Source organism: Actinoplanes subglobosus, assembly GCF_042650585.1.
Taxonomy (GTDB): Bacteria; Actinomycetota; Actinomycetes; order Mycobacteriales; family Micromonosporaceae; genus Actinoplanes; species Actinoplanes subglobosus.
On sequence record NZ_JBHSBL010000015.1, the window covers coordinates 293309 to 313835 of the forward strand.

General features: G+C 72.6%; 13 protein-coding genes. 11 read left to right on the plus strand and 2 right to left on the minus strand.

Annotated features, from left to right (window positions below; all coding sequences use genetic code 11):
* Positions 1 to 113: 113 nt before the first annotated feature.
* The 8 genes from ACFO0C_RS16100 (at position 114) to ACFO0C_RS16135 (ending at position 16355) form a co-directional block, all read left to right on the plus strand.
* Entirely contained in the window at positions 114 to 1934 is a 1821-nt protein-coding gene (locus tag ACFO0C_RS16100) for a phospholipase D-like domain-containing protein (RefSeq protein ID WP_378067427.1), read from the plus strand.
* Positions 1935 to 5327: a DUF6603 domain-containing protein gene (locus tag ACFO0C_RS16105; protein ID WP_378067428.1), complete on the plus strand. Its 3393-nt coding sequence runs from the start codon at positions 1935 to 1937 to the stop codon at positions 5325 to 5327.
* Entirely contained in the window at positions 5324 to 7903 is a 2580-nt protein-coding gene (locus ACFO0C_RS16110; protein WP_378067429.1) for a hypothetical protein, read from the plus strand. The genes ACFO0C_RS16105 and ACFO0C_RS16110 overlap by 4 nt, the downstream gene beginning before the upstream one ends.
* On the plus strand, positions 7900 to 12771 hold the full coding sequence (locus tag ACFO0C_RS16115; RefSeq protein WP_378067430.1) for a hypothetical protein: 4872 nt from the start codon (positions 7900 to 7902) through the stop codon (positions 12769 to 12771). Before ACFO0C_RS16110 ends, ACFO0C_RS16115 begins: the two co-directional genes overlap by 4 nt.
* A gap of 1 nt (position 12772) precedes the next feature.
* Positions 12773 to 14362, plus strand: a complete 1590-nt coding sequence (locus ACFO0C_RS16120) for a hypothetical protein (RefSeq protein ID WP_378067431.1) — start codon at positions 12773 to 12775, stop codon at positions 14360 to 14362.
* 81 nt (positions 14363 to 14443) lie between these two features.
* Positions 14444 to 15445: a LacI family DNA-binding transcriptional regulator gene (locus ACFO0C_RS16125; protein ID WP_378067432.1), complete on the plus strand. Its 1002-nt coding sequence runs from the start codon at positions 14444 to 14446 to the stop codon at positions 15443 to 15445.
* Between the two features lie 9 nt (positions 15446 to 15454).
* Positions 15455 to 15640 (plus strand): hypothetical protein, encoded by a 186-nt coding sequence (locus ACFO0C_RS16130; RefSeq protein ID WP_378067433.1) that lies wholly within the window; start codon positions 15455 to 15457, stop codon positions 15638 to 15640.
* A 238-nt stretch (positions 15641 to 15878) separates the two neighbouring features.
* A complete protein-coding gene (locus ACFO0C_RS16135) occupies positions 15879 to 16355 on the plus strand; it encodes a hypothetical protein (protein WP_378067434.1) in 477 nt (158 codons plus the stop codon).
* 138 nt (positions 16356 to 16493) lie between these two features.
* Here the strand turns inward: ACFO0C_RS16135 and ACFO0C_RS16140 are convergent, their stop codons facing one another.
* On the minus strand, positions 16494 to 17252 hold the full coding sequence (locus tag ACFO0C_RS16140) for a carbon-nitrogen hydrolase family protein (RefSeq protein WP_378067435.1): 759 nt from the start codon (positions 17250 to 17252) through the stop codon (positions 16494 to 16496).
* Between the two features lie 240 nt (positions 17253 to 17492).
* On the opposite strand from ACFO0C_RS16140, the gene ACFO0C_RS16145 reads away from it, so the two are divergent.
* On the plus strand, positions 17493 to 18503 hold the full coding sequence (locus ACFO0C_RS16145; RefSeq protein WP_378067436.1) for a serine/threonine protein phosphatase: 1011 nt from the start codon (positions 17493 to 17495) through the stop codon (positions 18501 to 18503).
* Here the strand turns inward: ACFO0C_RS16145 and ACFO0C_RS16150 are convergent.
* Positions 18493 to 18831: an STAS domain-containing protein gene (locus ACFO0C_RS16150; RefSeq protein ID WP_378067437.1), complete on the minus strand. Its 339-nt coding sequence runs from the start codon at positions 18829 to 18831 to the stop codon at positions 18493 to 18495. The genes ACFO0C_RS16145 and ACFO0C_RS16150 overlap by 11 nt on opposite strands.
* 156 nt (positions 18832 to 18987) lie before the next feature.
* Here ACFO0C_RS16150 and ACFO0C_RS16155 point away from each other — a divergent pair, with 156 nt between their 5' ends.
* Both ACFO0C_RS16155 and ACFO0C_RS16160 read left to right on the plus strand, forming a co-directional pair.
* Positions 18988 to 19779: a DUF6807 domain-containing protein gene (locus ACFO0C_RS16155; protein ID WP_378067438.1), complete on the plus strand. Its 792-nt coding sequence runs from the start codon at positions 18988 to 18990 to the stop codon at positions 19777 to 19779.
* A gap of 54 nt (positions 19780 to 19833) precedes the next feature.
* Entirely contained in the window at positions 19834 to 20466 is a 633-nt protein-coding gene (locus ACFO0C_RS16160) for a hypothetical protein (protein ID WP_378067439.1), read from the plus strand.
* The last annotated feature ends 61 nt before the right edge of the window (positions 20467 to 20527 follow it).

Sequence of the window (20527 nt, forward strand, 5' to 3'; positions counted from 1 at the left end):
CGCGCGTGACCTCCTGAGATGCGGTGATCTTCTCTTTGTCCAGGAGGCGACAGCACCGCCGGTGCGGCGTCGCGGATCGGTAGCGTGTCCGCCACGGCGAGGGGGCGGTACACATGGGACTGAGCGGTCCACAGTGGCTGATCGACGGGGCGGAGGTGGGGACCTTCGTCTTCGGGCGCACGGCGCAGATGGCCGTCGACGTGTCCGACTTCGCCGGCGGTGAGCTGACCTTCAAGCTGTGGAAGGCGACCCAGGCGCCGCCGCTGGCCGTGGTCAGGGTGCAGGTCCCGGCGGTCGGTCCGGCACCCGTGACGGTGACCGCCGACGTGACGCTCGACCACCAGTGGAAGGTGCTGTTCGACCTCCCGACCACCTACAGCTACGTCAGCGAGTGCGTGGAGAAGCAGACCACCCTGCCCTACCGGTCGACGGCTTCGTTCCTGGCCGACCCGATCAGCGACGACCTGCTGTTCCCGCCGCTGCACTTCACCGTCTCCGCACCCGGTCAGACCACCGTCACCTCGGGCGTGATCCGGCGTGAGTCGCCCGCCTTCATCCCCGGCAACCGGGCCGAACTGCTGGTCGACGGCAACGAGATCCTGCCGCGGGTGATCGCCGACATCAACGCCGCCCAGCATCACGTCCATCTCAACTGGTTCTTCTTCGACGCCGGCGCGCTGATCGCGGAGGCGCTCGAACAGGCGGCGAACCGCGGCGTCGAGGTACGGCTCCTGTTCGACCTGCCGGCCACCGCCATGCCCGAGCCGCTCGGCCAGGGCATTCCGCTCGAGCGGTTCGACGCCGGTCTCGACCAGCTGAAGGCCGCCGGGGTCAAGGTCGTGTCGTCGAGCTTCCTGGTCGCGCCGCTGGACAACCTGCGGACCATCACCGACCCGGAGTACCGCGACCGCATCGATGTGCAGAAGGACTATGTCAGCCGTCTCATGCTGACGCACGGCGGCATCCTGGCCTGGAACGCCTTCCAGAACCGGATGACGAGCCGCGGCCTGCCGGTCACCATCCAGCGGATCTACCAGTCGGCCGGTGCGCTCGGGTCGGCCGGCATCGGCAGTCCGGCGCTGCTCGGCGGCTGCCGGGACCACACGAAACTGATCATCGTGGACGGGCGGATCGCGCACTGCGGCGGCGCGAACGGGCAGCGCTACTACCTCTACGACAATCCGATCGATCCGGCCCGCGACGCCAAGGAGGAGTCGGAGGACCCGGCCACCACCGAGAAATGGCCCAAGTGGCACGACTGCTTCATCCGCTACGAGGGCCCGGCCGTCGCGGCCGCGCAGCGCTACTTCGTCGAGCGGTGGGCGGTGTCCTCCGGGGAATACCTGGACCGGGCGTCGGCCGCCTACTTCCCGCCGCCGGTGTCCGTCGGGTCCGCCTCGATCAAGGTGATCAGCAACGTCCCCGGCCTGGAACGCGACATCGGCGCCGAATACCTGCGGATGTTCCGCAACGCCACCCAGCGGATCCGGATCGAGAACCCCTACGTCACCGACGACCTGATCGCCCACTACCTGGTGCACGCCGCCCAGGTCCGCAACATCCCGGTCGAGCTGTTCGTGCCGCACAAGTACCTCGACTTCGCCATCGCCCGCGACCTGATGGGCTACCGGCAGCCGGCGCTGGTCGCGGCCGGCATCCAGCTGTACGCCTACAACAGCCACATGCTGCACGTGAAGGTCGCCACCGCGGACGGCCACCTGACGATCGTGAGCAGCTACAACTTCGCCAAGAGCTCCGCCGCGCAGCTGTTCGAGCACGGGGTCGTCGTCGACGACGCGGCGTTCGCGGCGCAGGTGGAGCAGCGGCTGTTCGACGTGGACCGGCCGGTCAGCGTGCGGGTGACGGCTCCACCCGAACCGGACTGGGCCGAGGTCGGCCGCGGCCCGATGCGCCTGCTCGACCGGGTGGTCTGAATGAGCGACGTGGAGGACTTCCTCATCGAGGTCGCCGGACGGGTGCTGGAGGCGCTGCAGCCGCTGCCCCGGCTGGCCCGGTCGGCGCCGGAGTTCGCGGCCGTCGTCGCCGAGTTCGGCTGGCCCGCCCCGCCCGGCGCGGACCTGTCCGCCGTGCGTGCCCCGTTCGACATAGGCGATGCTCTCGACGATCTGGTCCGGCTGCTCACCACCGGCGACGCGAGCGACCCGGCGCTGGTGATCGGCCTGGTCGCGGACACCGCCGACCTCGCCGCGCTGGTGCAGGCGATGGTCGCCGGGCCACCGGACCGGGCCGCCCTGCCGGCGCCCTTCGACTCCGCCGAGTTCTGGGCGACGTTCCCGCCGGAGCTGTTCGAGTGGCTGTTCCTGCGTGTTCTGGAGCGCGACAGCCCCGGCATCGCGGCGGTGCTCGGCCTGATCGGGGTGATCGACGAGTTCGACGTTCCCGCGTCCGGGGCCCGCGGAGCGTACCGTCGCAAAGCTCTTGATCTCGGGAATCTGATCTCTTTTCTCACCGACCCGCTCACGCACCTGCGCGACCAGTTCGGGTGGGGCGACGGGCGGACCCTCGACCAGGACCGTGTCCTGACCAGGCTCGGCGGTCTCGTCCGGCTGCTCGGCCCGGCCCGCGTCGGGATGCCCCGCGATGGGGTGATCGAGCCCTACTGGACGCCGGCGGCCCGCCCCGGCCTGCGCGAGCTGACCGGGACCCTGGCCCAGTCCTACGACCCGGACACCGGCCTGTTCGGCGCGGTCACCGTCGCCGCGCTGCCCATCCCGGCGACCGGCACGCAGTCCGGCGATCCGGCCGGCCTGGCGCTCACCCTGGCGGCCGTGGGCGGGGTCGGCGTCACCGTCGAGTTCCCGCTCGGGCCGTTCGTGCTCGCCCTCGAAGGCGCCCTCCAGGGCGAGACGAGCCTCACCGTCGACCTGCGCCCGGACGGCGTCGCCGCCCACCTGGACGCCTCTGCCCGGGTCGAGGCCGGCATCGCGCTGCGCCGCGACGAACCGCTCGTGCTGCTCGGCTCACCCGGCGGCATGCGCCTGGAACTCGGGCGCCTCGAAGTGCGGGTGGGCGCGGCCGGCGAGCCGGACGACATCGAGTTCCTGGCCGGGTTCAGCGTCCAGGACCTGGCGTTCGTGCTCCAGGCGGCGTCGGCCGACTCGTTCCTCGGCCGGTTCCTCGGCACCGACCCGCAGGCGATCACCCTCGACGTCGAGCTGATGTGGTCGTCGAAGAAGGGACTGCGGCTGGCCGCCGCGGCCGGTTTCCGGTTCCTCATCGCGGCCCACCTGGAGATCGCGATCCTGCGGATCGAGACGATCCTGATCGAGCTGGTCGCCGACACCGAACGCGGCATCGTGCTCAACCTGGCCGTCGACACCGTCTTCACCCTCGGCCCGGTCGTGGTCACGGTCAGCCGGGTCGGCGCGAGCGCGGTCGCCACCCCGGTCGCGGCCGGCGGCACCGGCAACCTCGGGCCGCTCGACGTCGCCTTCGGCTTCAAACCACCCGACGGCGCCGGCCTGCTCATCGACGCGGCGGTGGTCAAGGGCGGCGGCTACGCACTGTTCGACCACACCGCCGGGCAGTACGCCGGCATCCTCCAGCTGTCCATCCAGGAGCTGGTGTCGATCACCGCGATCGGCCTGGTCGCCACGAAGATGCCGGACGGCTCCCGCGGCTTCAGCATGCTGGTGATCCTGACCGCCGAGTTCCCGCCGATCCAGCTCGGCCTCGGCTTCACCCTCAGCGGGCTCGGCGGCATCTTCGGGTTCAACCGGACGATGAACCTGGAAGCCCTGCGGGCCGGAGCCCGTACCGGCGTCCTGGACTCGATCCTGTTCCCCCGCGACCCGCTCGCCAACGTCCCCAAGGTGATCAGCGACGTCCAATCGGTGTTCCCGATCGCGCCCGGCCGGTTCGTCATCGGCCTGATGGCCCGGCTCGGATGGGGTTCCCCGCAACTGCTCGTCGTCGACCTCGGCATCGTCGTCGAGCTGCCCGCCCCGATCGTCATCGCCCTGCTCGGCCGGGTGTCGCTGGTGCTGCCCGAACCGGAGAACGCCGTCGTCGAGCTGCACCTGGACGTCATCGGCATCCTCGACCTGGGCCGCGGCGAGGTGTCCATCGACGCCTCCCTGTACGACTCGCGCATCGCCATGTTCACCATCTCCGGCGACATGGCGGCCCGGATCGGCTGGGGCGCCACCAAGATGTTCGCCGTGTCGGCCGGCGGGTTCCACCCCCGGTTCGACCCGCCGCCCGGCTTCCCGCAGCTGCGCCGCCTGGCGATCTCGCTGGCCACCGGCGACAACCCGCGGGTCCGGCTGGAGAGCTACTTCGCCACCACGTCCAACAGCGTGCAGACCGGCGCCCGGCTGGAGGTCTACGCCGAACTCGACGCCGGGTTCATCGGCCTGTTCAGCGCGCAGGCGTTCCTCGGCTTCGACGTGCTGATCATCCTGAAGCCGTTCAGTTTCGTCGCCGACATGTACGGCGGCGTCGAGATCCGCCGCAACGGCACCCCGATCCTGGCCGCCACCGTCTTCCTGTCGCTGTCCGGCCCGGAACCGTGGCACGCCTGGGGTTACGCCGAGCTCGTCTTCTTCGGCAAACACCGGATCCCGGTCGACGTCACCATCGGCGACGACCCCGACCCGGTCGCGCCGGAGCCGCTCGACCCGGTCGCCGACCTGCTCGCCGCCGTCGGCGACGCCGCCAACTGGGAGGCCCAGCTGCCCGACCCCGGCCAGGGCGTCGTCACGTTGCGCGAGTTCGACAGCCCGGCCGTGCTGGCCCACCCGCTGGGGCGGCTCACCGTCCGCCAGCAGATCGTCCCGCTCGGCGTCACCATCGACGTCTACGGCGGGCAGCCCGCACCGGCCGGAGCCGACCACTTCACCCTCGGCTTCCGAATCGGCGGCGAGCCGGCCGACGGCACCCGCACCGAGGTCCGCGCCGACCTCGCGGCCGGCCAGTTCTTCGCCCTCGCCGACGACGAGAAACTGTCCCGCCCGGCCTTCGAGCCGCTGCTCTGCGGCTACTCCGGGATCGGCACGCCGGCCACCACGCAGGGCCCCGCCGAGCCGGGCACGCAGGGCTACACCACCCGCATCGTCGACGACGACGAACCGTTGCCCGACTACACCGTCGCCACCCCGGTCCTCGGTTTCCTGTCGGCCACCGCCGCTCCCGGCTACCACGGCCCGTCGATGGGGATCACCGTCGCGGCGCCCGCCTACGCGATCGCGTCGACCACCGACCTGACCGGTGCCGGCGGACCCTTCCCGAGTCACGTCGAGGCGGCCGCCGCGCGGCCCGCCGGCACGGCCACCCAGATCGTCGGCGCCCACGAGGTGAACGCATGACCGCCCGCCGCTATCACCCCTGGACCCGGTCGGGCATCGCCGGGGCGATCTCCACCGTCGACCCGCTGACCGGACCGGTCCCGGCCCGCGCCACCCTGACCGTGACCACCGCGGTCAACGGGGGCCGTGACACCGGAGTCCCGGTCCGCCTCTACGGGCCCGGCGACGTGCTCGGCTTCGACGCCCGACAGGTGCTGCGCCGCGAACCCGGGCCGGACACCCCCGACGCCGAGCCCAACTACTTCACCCTCGTCGAGTTCACCCGGCCCGACCTGCCCTGGCTGTTCACCCCGGCCGCACCCAACGCCGACCGGCTGCGCCCGTGGATCGTCCTCGTCGTGGTCCGCCGCGACCGGGTCACCCTCGACGCCGCCGCCGGGTCACTGCCGGTGCTGCGGGTCGCCGACGCCACCCGCGACCTGCCCGACCTCACCGAATCGTGGGCGTGGGCACACACCCAGACCGGGACCGGTGAACTCAGCCGCCTGACCTGTCCGCGGATGCTCGAAGCCGGCACCCGCTACCTGGCCGCCGTGGTGCCCGCGTTCGAGCTGGGCCGCCGCGCCGGACTGGGCATGCCGGTCGACGAGGCGGCCACCACCAGCGACCCGGCGTGGACGGCCACGACCGGCGCGATCGACCTGCCGGCGTACCTCTGGTGGGAGTTCGTCACCGGCGCCGAAGGCGACTTCCAGGCCCTCGCCTCCCGTCTCACCCGCTCCGGCGCGACCGCACCGGCCGGGCGGCCCTTCACCGTCGAGGACCTGCCCGGCGGGCTGCCCGATCTGGAGGGCTGGCAACTTCCGGGTGCGCTCGGCGCACTGTCAGACCCTTCACCCCCGAGCGATTTCGGTACGGCCATGGCCGCGCTCCTGGACGCGCCCGGCGATCCTCTCCCGCCACCGTCCTACGGCCACCGGCACATCGCCCGCCGCCCGTCGGACCCGGCCGCCCCGGCCTGGCTGCGGCGGCTCAACCTGGACCCGCGCTACCGGGCCGCCGCCGCACTCGGGGCGAACCTCGTGCGCGACCACCAGGAGGACCTGATGGCCGCCGCCTGGCGACAGGCCGGCGAGATCGAGGCCGCCAACCGGCTGCTGCGCCTGGCCCAGCTCGCCCGGGGCGCCGGTGGGCGGGTCCACGACCGGCTCGCGCTGCTGCCCGCCGAACAGTTGCTGCTGGTCACCGCCGCCCTGCACACCCGGGTCCTGACCGGCGGCGTGACCGTGGCGAGTGTGGTCGCGGCCAGCCGGGTCCCGGCCGCGATGACCGGCGGCGCCTACCGCCGGGTGCTGCGGCCCCGCGGACCCCTCGCCCGGCGCACCGGACAGACCGCGGCCGGCCTGCTGACCCAGGTCAACGACGACCTGATCTCGGTACGCCGCCCGCCGGCCCGCCCCACCGGAACCGTCACCCCCGACGACGTCAACGGCAAGGAACGCACCCGCCTCTGCGAGATCACCGACAAGCGCCTGGCCGAGGTCGCGCGCACACCCCGCGGCCACGCGTCACCCGCCCAGTGGAAGGCGTTCGTCACCGCCGCGGCCGCACACCAGCGCGACATGCCCGGCTGCCAGCCGGTCGCCCCGCCCGCCCGGCCCGCCCTCGACCTGCCGAAACTACGCGCCGACGTGCTCGCCGCCGCCGACCCGGACGTGACCGTCACCCAGCGGCTGCACGCCCGGCTGACCCTCCCGCCCCGTCCGGCCGGCGACCCCCTGGAACCGGTGTGGGCGGCCCCGCGCTTCGACACCCCGCTGGCCCGCGACCTGATCGCCCTCTCGCCGGACCACCTGCTGCCCGGTATCGCCGGCCTGCCGCCGAACTCGGTGACCGCCCTGCCCACCAACCCGCGGTTCGTCGAGGCGCTGATGACCGGCGCCAACCACGAGATGAACGCCGAACTGCTGTGGCGCGGGTTCCCCACCGACCAGCGCGGCACCCCGTTCCGCCGTTTCTGGGACCGGTCCGGCTCGGTCACCGGCCCGGCCGACGACATCCCGGCGATCGACGGCTGGACCGGCGACCTCGGCGACCACCTGACCGGCGGCGAGCAGGTCTGCCTCGTCATCCGCGGCGAGGTCCTGCACCGCTATCCGCGGACCGTCGTCTACGCCGCCCGGGCCCGCTGGCAGGACGGCCGCCGGGTCCCGGTCATCCCGGATCCGGCCGCCGACCCGGCCGCTCCCGGCTATCCCGAGGTCTACCCGGTGTTCAGTGGCAGCATCCCGCCCGACGTCACGTTCCTCGGCTTCGCCCTCGACCCCGACGTGGCACGCGGCGACCCCGACCCGGCCGCCGGCGACCCGGGCTGGTTCTTCGTCCTCCAGCAGCCGCCCGCCGAACCCCGGCTCGGCCTGGACGCCACCTCACCCGACGCGGCCACCTCGCTGAGCTGGGACACCGTCGCCCGGACGGCCAGCGACCACGTGAACCTGGCCGGTGGACTGACCGGCGTCACCGTGCCCGGCTGGGGCGTGCAGACCACCAGCGCCGTCCTCGCCCGCCTCACCGAACAGCTGCCTTTCCGGATCTGTATTCACGCCTCCGACCTCTTCCCCACGGACAACTCATGACCAGCCCGTTGCCTTCTGTCGACATGTCCCGGCTCGACCCCGGCGTACCGCTGCTGCTGTTGCCGGTGCGACTGGAGACCCGGTTCCGCCCGGCCACCGCCGCCGGAGCGGTGCCGATCCTCGTCCGGGTCTACCCCGACACCGTGCACCTCGACGGTCACGAGCGCGGCCTGGTCGCCGACGAGATCCGGGCCGGCGAGCACTACTGGCGCACCACTCTCCAGGCCACCGGCCAGGACGAACGCGATGCCGCCTGGAAACAGCTCACCGACCGGACCGGCCCTCGACGGGCGGCCTGGATCGCCACCGCGTTGACCCCGCTGACCATCGGCCCCGACCCCACCTTCCCGGCACCGGCCGAACAGGCGAGCCGGTGGAGCCGGGCCGCCGTCGCCGAGGCGCTGCCGGACCGCTGGGTGGCCCTCGCCTACCGGGACGGCATCCGGATCGCCACCGCCACCGGCACCGCGATCACCCGGCCCCTGGCCGCCGGCCCGTCCCCGGTGGACAGCGGCGAACCCGCCGACCCGGCGATGCGCTGGATGGTCGACTTCGGTGCGGCCGAACGCGCCGGCATGGGCCTGACCCTGCACGTTCCCGCGCACCTCGCCGACCGGATCGACCTGCTGCTGGTCACCGGCGTCCGGGAGAACGGCGACCCGGCCGGCGGCGGCACCACCCTGACCGGGCTGCTGGACGCACACCGCTACCACTGGGGTCTCGACCTGCTCGCGACCGGCACGCCGACCAACAACACCACCGATCAGCGGGCCGCCGCCACCGTCACCGGCCCACCCACCGGAATCGTCCCGGATCCGGGATCCGACGCCGGGCTGCTGGCCCGCGCGCTCGGCGTCCGCGGTGGCGCCCTGGCCGACCTCACCGACCTGCACCGGCAGCGCGACGCCACCGACATGTCCACCCTGCTCTGGCCCGCCACCTGGGGATACTTCCTGACCCAGATCATGGCGCCCCGATTCGGCGACACCGACCTGACCGGCTGGCGGCAGTGGGTGACCACGACCGTGCGCGGCAGCGGTCCACTGCCCGCCCTGCGCGCCGGGGACCAGCCGTACGGCGTCCTGCCGGCCACCTCGCTCGACCGGTGGCGGCCCGCCGTACCCGCCCCCGACCTGCTGCTGCTCGACTCCGCCGACGACGGCGGACCCCGGACCGGGCTGCGCGTGCTGTGGGACCTCGACGCGAATCACACGTGGACCGCGCAGACACCACCGGCTGTGGTGCCCCTGCCGGCCGGCGCGTACGGCACCGGCCTGGCCCTGGCCGACCTCGACGGTGACGGCCGCCTCCAGGCGGTCACCGGCTGGCTGACCACCGACGGACGGCAGGCCGGATTCACCGTCCTCGCTCTCGGCGACTCCGGCACCGTCACCGGCCAGGCCGGCGCCGGCAGCCTGCCCGTCGGTGTCCCGGCGTCCGCGCTGGCCCTGGCCGTCAACCGCAACGAGATCGCGGTGGGCTGGCAGGACGCCCGCACCCGGCCGCCGCAGCGCACCACCCGCCTGGTCGTCGGCTCCGGGCTCAGCGCCGACGGCACGGTCGGCCGGTGGGGGACCGTCACCACCCTCACCACCGTCGGACCCGACGAGAAACTGCTCGGCCTGGCCTCCGGCCCCGGCACGTTCTACCTGCTCACCGCCGTCGGCGGCCGCCTGCAATACCGGACCGGCAGCCGCAAGCGCGCCGACGTCATCTGGTCGGCACCGATGACGATCGTCTCCGGCACCGTCGACATCCTCACCGGCGGCATCACCGTCGCCGGCGACGACGGTCGACTGATCGTGCGGTACGGCTGGGACGGCGGCGGTGCCTACACGATCGGCCAGGAGACCGCCTGGACGTTCGTCGGCAACACCGGGACCACCCCGCCCGGCCGGGCCCTCGCCGGTGGACTGGCGATCGGGAACCTCGGCCGTGCAACCGGCGCCGGCTGGCACAGCAGCGCCGCCCGTATCGACCTGCTGCGCCAGGCCCGGGACCGCTGGCTGACCGCCGCCTCGCTGGTGCCCCGCGCCGACACCAGCGCCGGCCTGCTGGAACTGCTCGCCACCGACGCCGTCTCCGCCTCCCTGGCGGTCCGCCCCGCGATCGGCCCGGTCTACGCCCGGAACCTGTGGTTCGCGATGAACCAGGCGCTCACCGACTACACCGGCAGCCTCGCCCAGCGTCTCCAGCCCGCGCTGACCCCGTGGGACGTGGACACCTCCGCCCGGATCGCGTCGCTGGCCTTCACCGCCCAGGCCGAGCCGGTCGACGACCCGGACACCCCGCTGGACCTGGCCGCCCTGGTCAAGGCCACCCCACGGGAACTGCACGACAACTGGTGGGACGCCCGTACGCCGGTGCCCACCCGGCTGATCCGGCACGCGCTGCTCCAGGCGTACGCCGACGCCGCGTTCCTTCTCGTCCCGGTCACGGACGTCCCGCTGCCCGAACCGGAACTCGTCGACCTCGCCGACGTCACCGCCCCCGACCCGGTCACGCCGAAGACCCTCACCTCGTGGCGGCACCTCGACCAGGCACGGTTCCAGGGCCGGCCGGTCGCCGACGTGCTCCACGAACTCGCCCGCAAACCGCAGCCGCCGGCCGAGGTCCAGCCGCTCGCCGAGTCGCTCGCCGCCCTGGAACGCCTGGCCACCCTGCCCGACGCGACGGTGCGGCGGCTGTTCACCGAAACCCTCGACCTGTCCTCGCACCGCCTCGACGCGTGGATTACCGCGGTCGCCGTCCAGCGCCTCACCGAACTGCGCGACGCCCGCCCCGACGGCGTCCAGCTCGGCGGATACGGACTGGTCACCGACCTGCACCCGGCCACCCGGCCGCCGACCACCGGATACGTCCACGCCCCGTCGATCGGCCAGGCCGCCACCGCCGCCGTGCTGCGCAGCGGCCACCTCAGCCACCCCGACGGGTCGCTCGCCGTCGACCTCGGGTCGGCCCGCGCCCGGCTCGCCCTCGACCTGCTCGACGGCGTCCGCTCCGGCCAGACCCTCGGCGCGCTCCTCGGTCACCTCCTGGAACGCGAACTGACAGGCCGCGGCCTGGCCCGGTATCTGCCCGCGCTGCGCCGGATCGCCCCCGAGGCGGCCGGACCGGACACCGGCCCGTTCGCCACCGTCGACGGTCTCGCCCTGCTGCGGCTGCCCGCCGTGCCGTGGGGCGGCGACCTGCCCGAGGAGGGCAAAGCCGACCAGCTCGCGATCGCCGCCGCCATCGCTGTCGTCGCCGACGCCGTCGACGCGGTCGGTGACGTCGGCCTGGCCGAAAGCGTTCACCAGGCGCTGATGGGGAACCACGTGCGCTCCGGTGCCACCCTCGACGCCCTGTCCCGCGGCGAACTGCCCCCACCGGAACCCGACGTGCTGCGCTCACCGCGCACCGGCGTCGCCCAGACCCACCGGATCGTCCTGCTGATCGGCGACGACCTCGCGACACCGCACTGGCGCGGCACGAAGGAACAGCGCGAACTCTGGTCCAGGGCCCGCGCCGAACCGCGCCTCAACGCCTGGGCGGCGGCGGTGCTCGGCGACCCGGCCCGGGTACGGCTGCGCGTCGGCGACAAGGTCCACACCCTCGACGCGGCCGGGCTCTGCCCTCTCGACCTGCTCTACGGCCCGTCTCCGTCGGTGGCCACCCTGTCCGAAACAGATCTCGGACGACGGATCGCCGCGAACCTGGGGACCGGCACGCTGGACACCGGCCGCGCCGACGACTGGCCGCCGGACGTCCTCAGCCTCGACGAGCTGCTCACCCTCGCCGAGGTCGCCCGCGACGTGGTGCGCGGCTCCCGGGCCGCCGACGCCCGCGACCTCGGCCCGGCCGGGCGCGCCACCGATCCCGGCCTGATCCCCGACGAGCGCCTGGCCGAGGCGACCGACCGGCTCACCGCCGCGATCGAGGCGCTGTGCGAACCCTTCGGCCTGACGGCCACCGACCTGACCGCACTGGGTACGGCGTTCGGCGCCGCCAACCTGCCCGGCGGACTCGCGAACCTGCTGGACCTCCCCGCCCACCTGGACATCGGCCTGGCCTGCGGCATCCTCGACCGTCCCGCACCGGACGGCATCGAGGCCGTGTCTGCGGCACTGACCGTGATCAGCACGTTCGGTGTCGACGGCGCGGCGCCACCACCCGGTGCCGACCGGGCCGGACTGGCCGTACAGGCCCGGACCGTGTCCGCCGCCGCCCGCGCCCGCCTCGACACCGCCCGCGACGGCACCGGCACGGCCCGCCTGGAGGCCCTGTTCGGGCCGGGTTTCCGGGTGCTGCCACTGTTCGACGCGGGCGACCCGCGCGACCTCACCGCACCCGGCGAGCACGACCTGCGTGACTGGCTCGACGGCGTCGCCGAGGTCCGGCCCGGTGCGGCCCGGCTCGCCGACCTGCGACTGCTCAGCACCGGAACCGGCGAGTTCACCGCCCTGCAGCTGCCCGTCGGCGACGACGAATGGATCGGAGCGGCCGGTGTCACCCCGCTCGGCGGGCGCACCGGCATCGTCGTGGCCGGACCGATCGCCCCGGGAGAGCTGGCCGGACTGATGATCGACGAATGGGTCGAGGTACTGCCCGGTGAGTCCGAGACCACCGGTGTGGTGTTCCACTTCGACAGCCCCGGTGCCACCGCCCCGCAGGCCCTGCTGCTGGCCGTCGCCCCCGACCCGGCAGCGCCATGGACTCTCGGCACGCTCGAATCGGTGCTGCTCGAAACGTACGACACCACCCGCATCCGGACGGTCCGGCCCGGACAGGCGGCCGGCCTCGGCCACCTGCTGCCCGCCCTGATGTTCGCCCGGAACGTCGGCGGCGACCCGGCCGGCGACACCATCGCCACCCGATTCGGGAGCTGACATGGGATCGATCACGAGCTGGGGACGGCTCGAACCGCAGCCGTTCGACCCGGAACTGGGCGGTCTCGCGGCCCGCATCGGTGATCCGCTGTGGATGCTCAGCCGCCAGTGGCAGACGGGGGAGTGGCAGGGCGAGGACGCCGGATCACCCGTCGGCGTGCGGATGGCCTACGAGACGACACCGGTCACCCGCTACCAGGCGGGCCCGGCCGCATCCGTGCCGCTGACCGGCGACCGGCCGTGGGAACGCCTCGCCGAGCAGCCGACCGGCGTGCCGCGGCAGGACCGGCGGACCGCGGCCACCGGCGGGCGGCGGTTCCTCGACCTGCTCGGGCCGCTCGCCGACCGCTACGGCGACCAGTTGAGCCGCGACCTCCCCCTGAGGGCGCTCGCCGCCGGCGACGAGGCCGACGACCGGTCCCGGCGCGTGGTGGCACTGCTCGCCGGGCGGGTGCCCGACGGATACGCCCTGTTCGCGGCACTCACCGGCGCGGGGCTGCCGGACACCGTGGAAATCCGGAAAGAGGACCGGGAGGCCGTACGCCGAATCGCCGTTGACTGGCTCTCCTGGTTTGGTCCTCGCGTCTCGCCGGACGAAGCCGGCGGCGGGTGGGAGCCGCAACGTCTCGCCCACCGTTTCCGCCTCGCCGCGCCGGTGCCCGGTGGCGAGACCGTGCTGTCCGCGCCCGCCTACCGCGATCGCCGCGTCGACTGGACCGACTTCGACGTCGTGCCCGGCGACGAGCTCGGCGCCGCCAAGGACGCGCCCGTCACCACCGGTGAACTCGCCACCCTCCCGACCGGGCTGCTGTTCCCCGGCATGCCGGCGCCCCGCTGGTGGGAGTTCGAGGACGCGGTCCTCGATTTCGGCCGGGTCAGCGCCGCCCCCGAGGACCTCGGCCGGCTGCTGCTCGTCGAGTTCGCCTTCGTCTACGGCAACGACTTCCACCCGCTGCCGCTGCCCGTCCCCGCCGGAGCGCTCGGCCGGGTCACGTCACTGGAGGTGACCAACTCGTTCGGCGAGACCGTGACGATCCCCGCCGCCTCCACCGTCGACCCGGGATGGGGCATGTTCGGCCTCACCGGCGACGACCAGGGCTGGATCCTCGTCCCGGCCACCGCCGCCGACGTGATGGACGGCGAGCCCGTCGAGGAGGTGCTGTTCAGCCGCGACGAGATGGCCAACCTCGGCTGGGCCGTCGAGCAGCGGGCCGTCGGCGCGTCCGGCTGGACCGTGCGCCGCCGCGAGACGAGGCCGTCCGAGGATCCCGGCCCGCCGGCCGCGGACGCGGTCGCCCGCTACCGCCTGATGACACCGGTCCCGCCGCACTGGCTGCCGCTGCGTCCGGTCGACGGCGGTACCCGCCTCGAACTCGCCGGCCCGGCTCCGCTCGGTGACCTCCTCACCGCCGTCGCCGGCACCGGACTGACCAGCGCCGAACTGCCCCGATCCGGTCGCCTGGTCACCCGCCGGGCCCGCCGCGCCCGCTGGTCGGACGGCGGCACTCACGTGTGGACGGCCCACGAGGTCCGCGCCGGACGCGGCGAGAGCACCGCCGGACTGACCTTCGACACCATCGAGCGGAGTTAGCGACTGTTTCGGAGTTTCTCCCGCTGGGCTACTCTGACCAGACGGTCAGCGGGCCGAAAAGGTTTTCTGGGAGATAATTTCTTGACACGAGCTACTCTTCGCGACGTCGCCAAACTCGCCGGTGTCTCGGTCGCGACCGCGTCCAAAGCGCTCAACGGGCAGCCACAGGTCCGCGCCGAGACCCGCGAACGAGTCATCCGCGCCGCCGAGCAGCTCTCCTTCTCGCCCAACACGCTCGCACAGGGCCTCATCACCCAGCGCAGCGGCACCGTCGGGCTGCTCACGTCCGACCTCGAAGGACGATTCTCCATCCCGATCCTGATGGGCGCCGAGGACGCGTTCGGCTCCGACCAGACCTCGGTGTTCCTCTGCGACGCCCGCGGCGACACCATCCGCGAGAAACATCATCTGCGGGCCCTGCTGTCCCGCCGGGTCGACGGGTTGATAGTGGTCGGTGCCCGTCCCGACACCCGCCCGTCCCTCGGCGACCTGCCCGTCCCCGTCGTCTATGCGTACGCGCCGTCCGACGATCCGGCCGACCTGTCCCTCGTCACCGACAACACCGGCGGCGGGCGTACGGCCGTCGACCACCTGATCCGCTGTGGACGCCGCCGGATCGCCCACATCACCGGCGACCCCGGATACAGCGCCGCCCAGGACCGGGCCCGTGGTGCCGTCGACCGGCTCACCGAGGAGGGCCTCACCCTGGCCGGCGGCGAGGTCTGGTTCGGCATGTGGTCCGAGGCGTGGGGTCGCGGCGCCACCCGGATGCTCCTCGACCGCTGCCCCGACGTCGACGCCATCTTCGCCGGCTCCGACGAGATCGCCCGCGGGGTCCTCGACGTCCTCCACGAGGAGCGCATCGACGTACCGTCCCGCGTCGCCGTCATCGGCTTCGACAACTGGAGCGTCCTGGCCGTCAACTCGCGGCCACCATTGACCACGATCGACCTCAACCTGGAACATCTCGGCCGGATCGCGGCCCAGCGCCTGTCCGCCGCCATGGAGGGCACCGCCACCTCCGGCGTCGAGACGTTCCCGGTGCGCCTCATCACGCGCGAGTCGACCGCACCGTTGCGCTGAGGAGCCCGGATGAGCGACCTGGCCAGATCCGGGACGATGTTGGCCTTCACCATCTGCCTGGCGCCCGAGCGCATCCTCGACGGCGGGTGGCGGGGCTGGGCGGCGGCCGTCTGCAGTGCGGGCGTCGTGCTGTGGTTCCTCAGCGACCTCCGCGAGACCGTCCGCCGGCGCCGGGCCGCCCGATCGACAGGCTGATGTCGGACATCGCCGGGCGCGCCGTGATGTGCGATTGACGGATGTGTTCGGCCATGTCGTGAGCACGACACCGCCCGGGCCGGTGGCGGGTGTAGCTTGACGTCGTCTCCGGGCATCGCCGAACTGATCGTTTCCCATCGGTGATCGGCATCGGCTCGGGCAATCCATGTGATCCGCAAATCATTCGCCGACAGCGGTGCGTCTCGTGTACCGGCAGACGGCGGTGACGGAGGCAGAGATGAGTCATGCGACATTCGGAAAACAGGCCACCTATGTGAGCACCGAGACCTGCGAACTCGCCGTCAGCGACGACCGCCGGGCGTTCACCCTGACGTTCGCCGACCTGGTGGCCGAGGCCGGCACCGACACGTCGGCACATTCTTTCGGGATGCACACGTTCTCGATGGTCCTGCCCTTGGACAGCGCCCCGGACACCGTGCAGATAAGGTTTTCGATCCTGGAGACCGTCATAGTCTCCGAGGCCGGCGCGGGTGCCACCGTCGTTTTCAGCGTCAACGGCCAGACCGATGTGATGCATTTCCCGCCGGGTTCCGACGACCTTTTCACCCAGGTTTTCGATTTCGAATCGGAACCGACGGCCGAGTTGCGCATCTCCTTCTTCCTCCTCGCCGACCGGGAGAGCGGGAATCCCTCGGCATTCGCGTCGATCACCACCGGATCGCTGGACGCCTCGATCCTCCCGCTCCCGGTGTGACCTCCGCGGAGACCGGTCGGCTGCGGGTGGTGGCTGTCTCCCGGCCTTGAGAGGCAGCCACCTTCCACAGCCGGCATGCCGCGAGCCGCGCGATCCGGTTCCGGCCCGATGCCTGGGAGCGGGCGGCTCACGGCGGAGTCAGGAACCGGCCCGGTCGAGGCTTCGCGGGTCGTCGGTGGCCTGGTAGGACGTGTAGAGGCCGCCTCGGGCGACTCGCCGCCAAGGCCGGGCGAGGTTCTCGGCGGCGAGGTCCAGGTCGGTGGTGACGACGGCGTAGTCCGCCGACGGGGCGCACCGGGCCAGCCAGTTCCCGCCCGGCCCGACGATGCCGGACGGGGCGTTCGGGGCGTCCTGCGCGGTGCCCGCGTAGCTGACCCAGTAGCTGTTGGCGGCCGCGTGTGCCTGCGCCTGCAACGCGAACGGAACCCCCGGCCCGTGCGTGGAGAACAGGACACAGTCCACGTCGAGACGTTCGTATTCGAGGAACACCTCCGGGAAGGTGGCCTCCATGCCGAGCGCCAGCCCGAACCGCACCCCGTCGACGGTGCAGGTGACCGGCGCCGCCCCGGGCGTGTACATGTGGCTGACCTTGGTGTTCGACAGCATCCGCTCGTCGTACCGGGTGACGATCCGCCCCTTGTCGGAGATGACGTAGAGGCTCAGATGCGGTCGGCGGGGCGGGGTGAGTGGATGGACCGACCCGAGAACGGTCCACAGCCGCAGTTCGGCGGCGAGGGCCCGGATCTCCCGGAGTTCGACGATGAGCTGGGTGACGGACAGTCGCATCGGTTCTCCTTGCGGAGTCGTGCGGAAGTGCCGCAGCGCAGCGGTGTAGGACTCGCCGGTCTTGGCGGCGCGGGCGCGAACCCGGCGTTTGAGGTTCCTGTCGGCTGTCATCTGGCCCTCCGCTGTCTCGGGCGCCGACCCCCCGAGCGATCGGATCGTCCGAGACGAACGAACCAGGACAGCGACCCGAGATCTGGATCCCTTTGCCTCCGTCGAGGGACCGCGCGTCGGGGACGGTCGCTGGAGGTTGGGCGTGGGCCACGCCGATCCCGACGTTAGCAGAGAATCACGCGACGGTAATCCTCACTGTGGTGACGACCCGGATTCGGGAGGCGCTCTAGAGTGTGGACGGTGGGGCATGATCAGGAGCGGGTGGCCCGGCATGACGGGCTGTCACGGCGGCTGGCCGCGCTGGACGACGCCGGCATCACGGCGCTGCTGGGGGAGACGACGGCGGGTTTCGGTGGGCGCACGGCACGTGTGATCGTCGACGGTGTGCCGGTCTTCGCGAAGCTCGTGCCGCTCACCGACCGGGAGCGGCTCCCGGCGAACGCCGGATCGACCGCGAACCTCTTCGGCCTGCCGCCCTTCTACCAGTACGGCATCGGCTCGGCCGGTTTCGGCGCCTGGCGGGAACTCGCCACGCACACGATGACGACCCGGTGGGTGCTGGACGGCGGGTACCACGGTTTCCCGCTCGTCCACCACTGGCGCGTGATCCCGCAGACGCCGGCCCCGATGGACCCGGCCGAACTGGACCGCTGGGTGGAGCACTGGGACGGCGACGAGGCGGTCCGCACACGGCTGACCGGGATCGGCGCGGCGTCGGCGGCGGTGGTCCTGTTCATGGAGTGCTTCCCGCACACCGTCGACGAGTGGCTGACCGGACGTGCGGCCGCCGGCGACCATGACGCGTACGCGTTCGTCGAGCGTGCTCTGGACGAGGGTGTCACGTTCATGCGCTCGCGGGGCCTCACCCATTTCGACGCGCACTTCCGTAATCTGCTGACCGACGGGCAGCGGATCTACTTCGCCGATTTCGGGCTGGCGGCCCATTCCGGGTTCGATTTCGACGCCGCCGAGGCGGAGTTCCAGCGCCGCCACGACGGCTACGACGACGCCTACACGCGTAGCCACCTGACCCGCTGGCTGGTCGCGAAGTTGCTCGACGTCCCGTGGCCGGAGGTCAAGGACCGCCTCCGGCGGCATGCCGCGGATCCGGCGGGTCTCGGTCTGCCGGACGCGGCCACCGAGGTCGTGGTACGCCATCTGCCGGTCACGCTGGTCCTCGGCGACTTCTTCGACGAACTCTGGCACGGCGGTAAGCGCACCCCGTACCCCGCGGAGGATCTCAGGCGGTGACGGCGCCCTGGTCCAGGGAGAGCATCCCGGCCACGCCGGCGGCCAGCAGTGCGGCCCGGACGTTGTCCCGCGCGTTGGCCACGGTGAAGTGCCGGCCGTGCCGGAGCGCCACCTGGCGGCCGGTGAGCAGGCTGCGCACCCCTGCCGCGTCCATGAACGTCGTGGTCCCGAGGTCGACCACGAGGTGGCGGACCGTGTTCTGCTCGGCGGCGTTGATGAGGATGAGGCTGAGGGCCTCGCTGACGTCGTGGTCGATCTCGCCGCTGACCATGATCCGTACGCCGCCGTCGCCGTCGTCGTGCTTGCACACCGTGAACGGGCCGGTCATCTTCTTGTCCCCTCCGTTGAAGCCCTGATTCTCCGGTACCGGTGGCGGGTTCCGGGGCCGGTTCACCTGGTTGGTGGGTAAGTCGGACCGCTTGCCGGTCCCGGTTCGGGGCGACTAGGCTGCCGGAAAGCGCTTTCCTGAAATGGTGGGGGACGAATGACCGAGCTGCACGTGGACGGCACCCGGGTGGCCACCTATGTGGACGCCCCCGAGCTGGACGTCCGTCTCGCGCCCCGCCCCTATCTGCACCCGGTCCGCACGCTCGGCGGGGCCGTGGTCACCGACGAGCTTCCGCAGGACCACCCCTGGCACCTCGGGGTCTCGGTCACCATGCAGGACGTCGACGGCGTCAACGTCTGGGGCGGCCGCACCTACGTGCGCGACGAGGGCTACGTCTGGCGCGACGATCACGGCCGCGTCGTCTCCGACGGCCGCACGCCGCTTCCCGGCGGCTTCTCCGAGAACCTGCGGTGGACCGACGCCGCCGGCCGGCTCCTGCTGCGCGAGCAGCGTTCGGTCACCGCCCGCCCGGCGGCGCGAGGCTGGCGGCTCTTCTTCCGGTACGCGCTGAGCGCCCCCGCCCAGGCGGAGGTCACGATCGGCAGCCCCGCCACGAACGGGCGCACCGGCGGAGCGGGTTACGGTGGTTTCTTCTGGCGCGCCACCGAGGGCGAGGCGGTGGCGTTCACCCCGTCCGGTGGCGAGTCGCACGGTTCGGCCGACCCCTGGCTGGCACTGTCCGTCGAGGACGCGTACACCCTGGTCTTCACCGGTCTCGACGGTGCCGACCGCTGGTTCGCCCGGACCGGCGACTACAACGGCGTCTGCGCCGCCCTGGCCTGGGAGGACGTCCTCACGGTGAAACCGGGCGTGCCCCTGACCAGGGAGATCACCGTCGTGGTGGCGGACGGCCGGCTCACCCGCGACGAGGTCGCCGCCGTCGTGTAGCGGTCCGGCTACCGCGTGTCCGGTGGATCGACCGTGGCGACTATCGTGCTCCGGATGGACGTCGAACACGGCCGGGCGATCCCCGGTTTCGAGCAGCCCGAGCGTTTCGCCAACCTGGTCAGCGCCCGCGACAGCCTGGTCCGCTGGCTTCCGACCGGCCTGGTGCTGTTCGTCGCGATCTGGGTGCTGTCGCTCATCGTGGTCGGCATTCTCTTCAGCGTCCCGCACGACGTGCTGTGGGGTGCCGTCGTCGCGATCGTGTCCACCGGCGTGTGGCTGCTGCTGGTCCGCACCGATCACCGCCGCAATCTGGCCCGCCGGGCGCTGGTCGTCTCGCCGGACGGCATCACGTTCGAGGAGAGGGTGACGATCACCGAGATCCCGTGGTCGGGGGTGACCGCTGTCACCCGGGCCGGGGCGACCGGCACGGCTGGGCGGGGCGACGACGGCGTGGTCGGCGTCGGCGCGGTCACCGTCCGTCCCGAGGCGTCCCCGTTCGCGCAGGAGCTGGCGCGGGCGGCGGAGAGACGCCGACCGCGCCGGCCGGGTACGGACGAGCCGCTGCGCGAGGTCCCGTTCACCCCGTTCGAGGCTGACTGGGAGTCCGGCCGGCTCGGCGCCTGGCTGCATGCCTACCGCCCCGACCTGACCCCCGACCGCCGGTCCTCGGACGCTCCGGTGGACTGACATGACCGGGTGGCCGTCACCGACCGGTTCCGCTGAGAGGAAGGTCATGGCCTTCGTCACC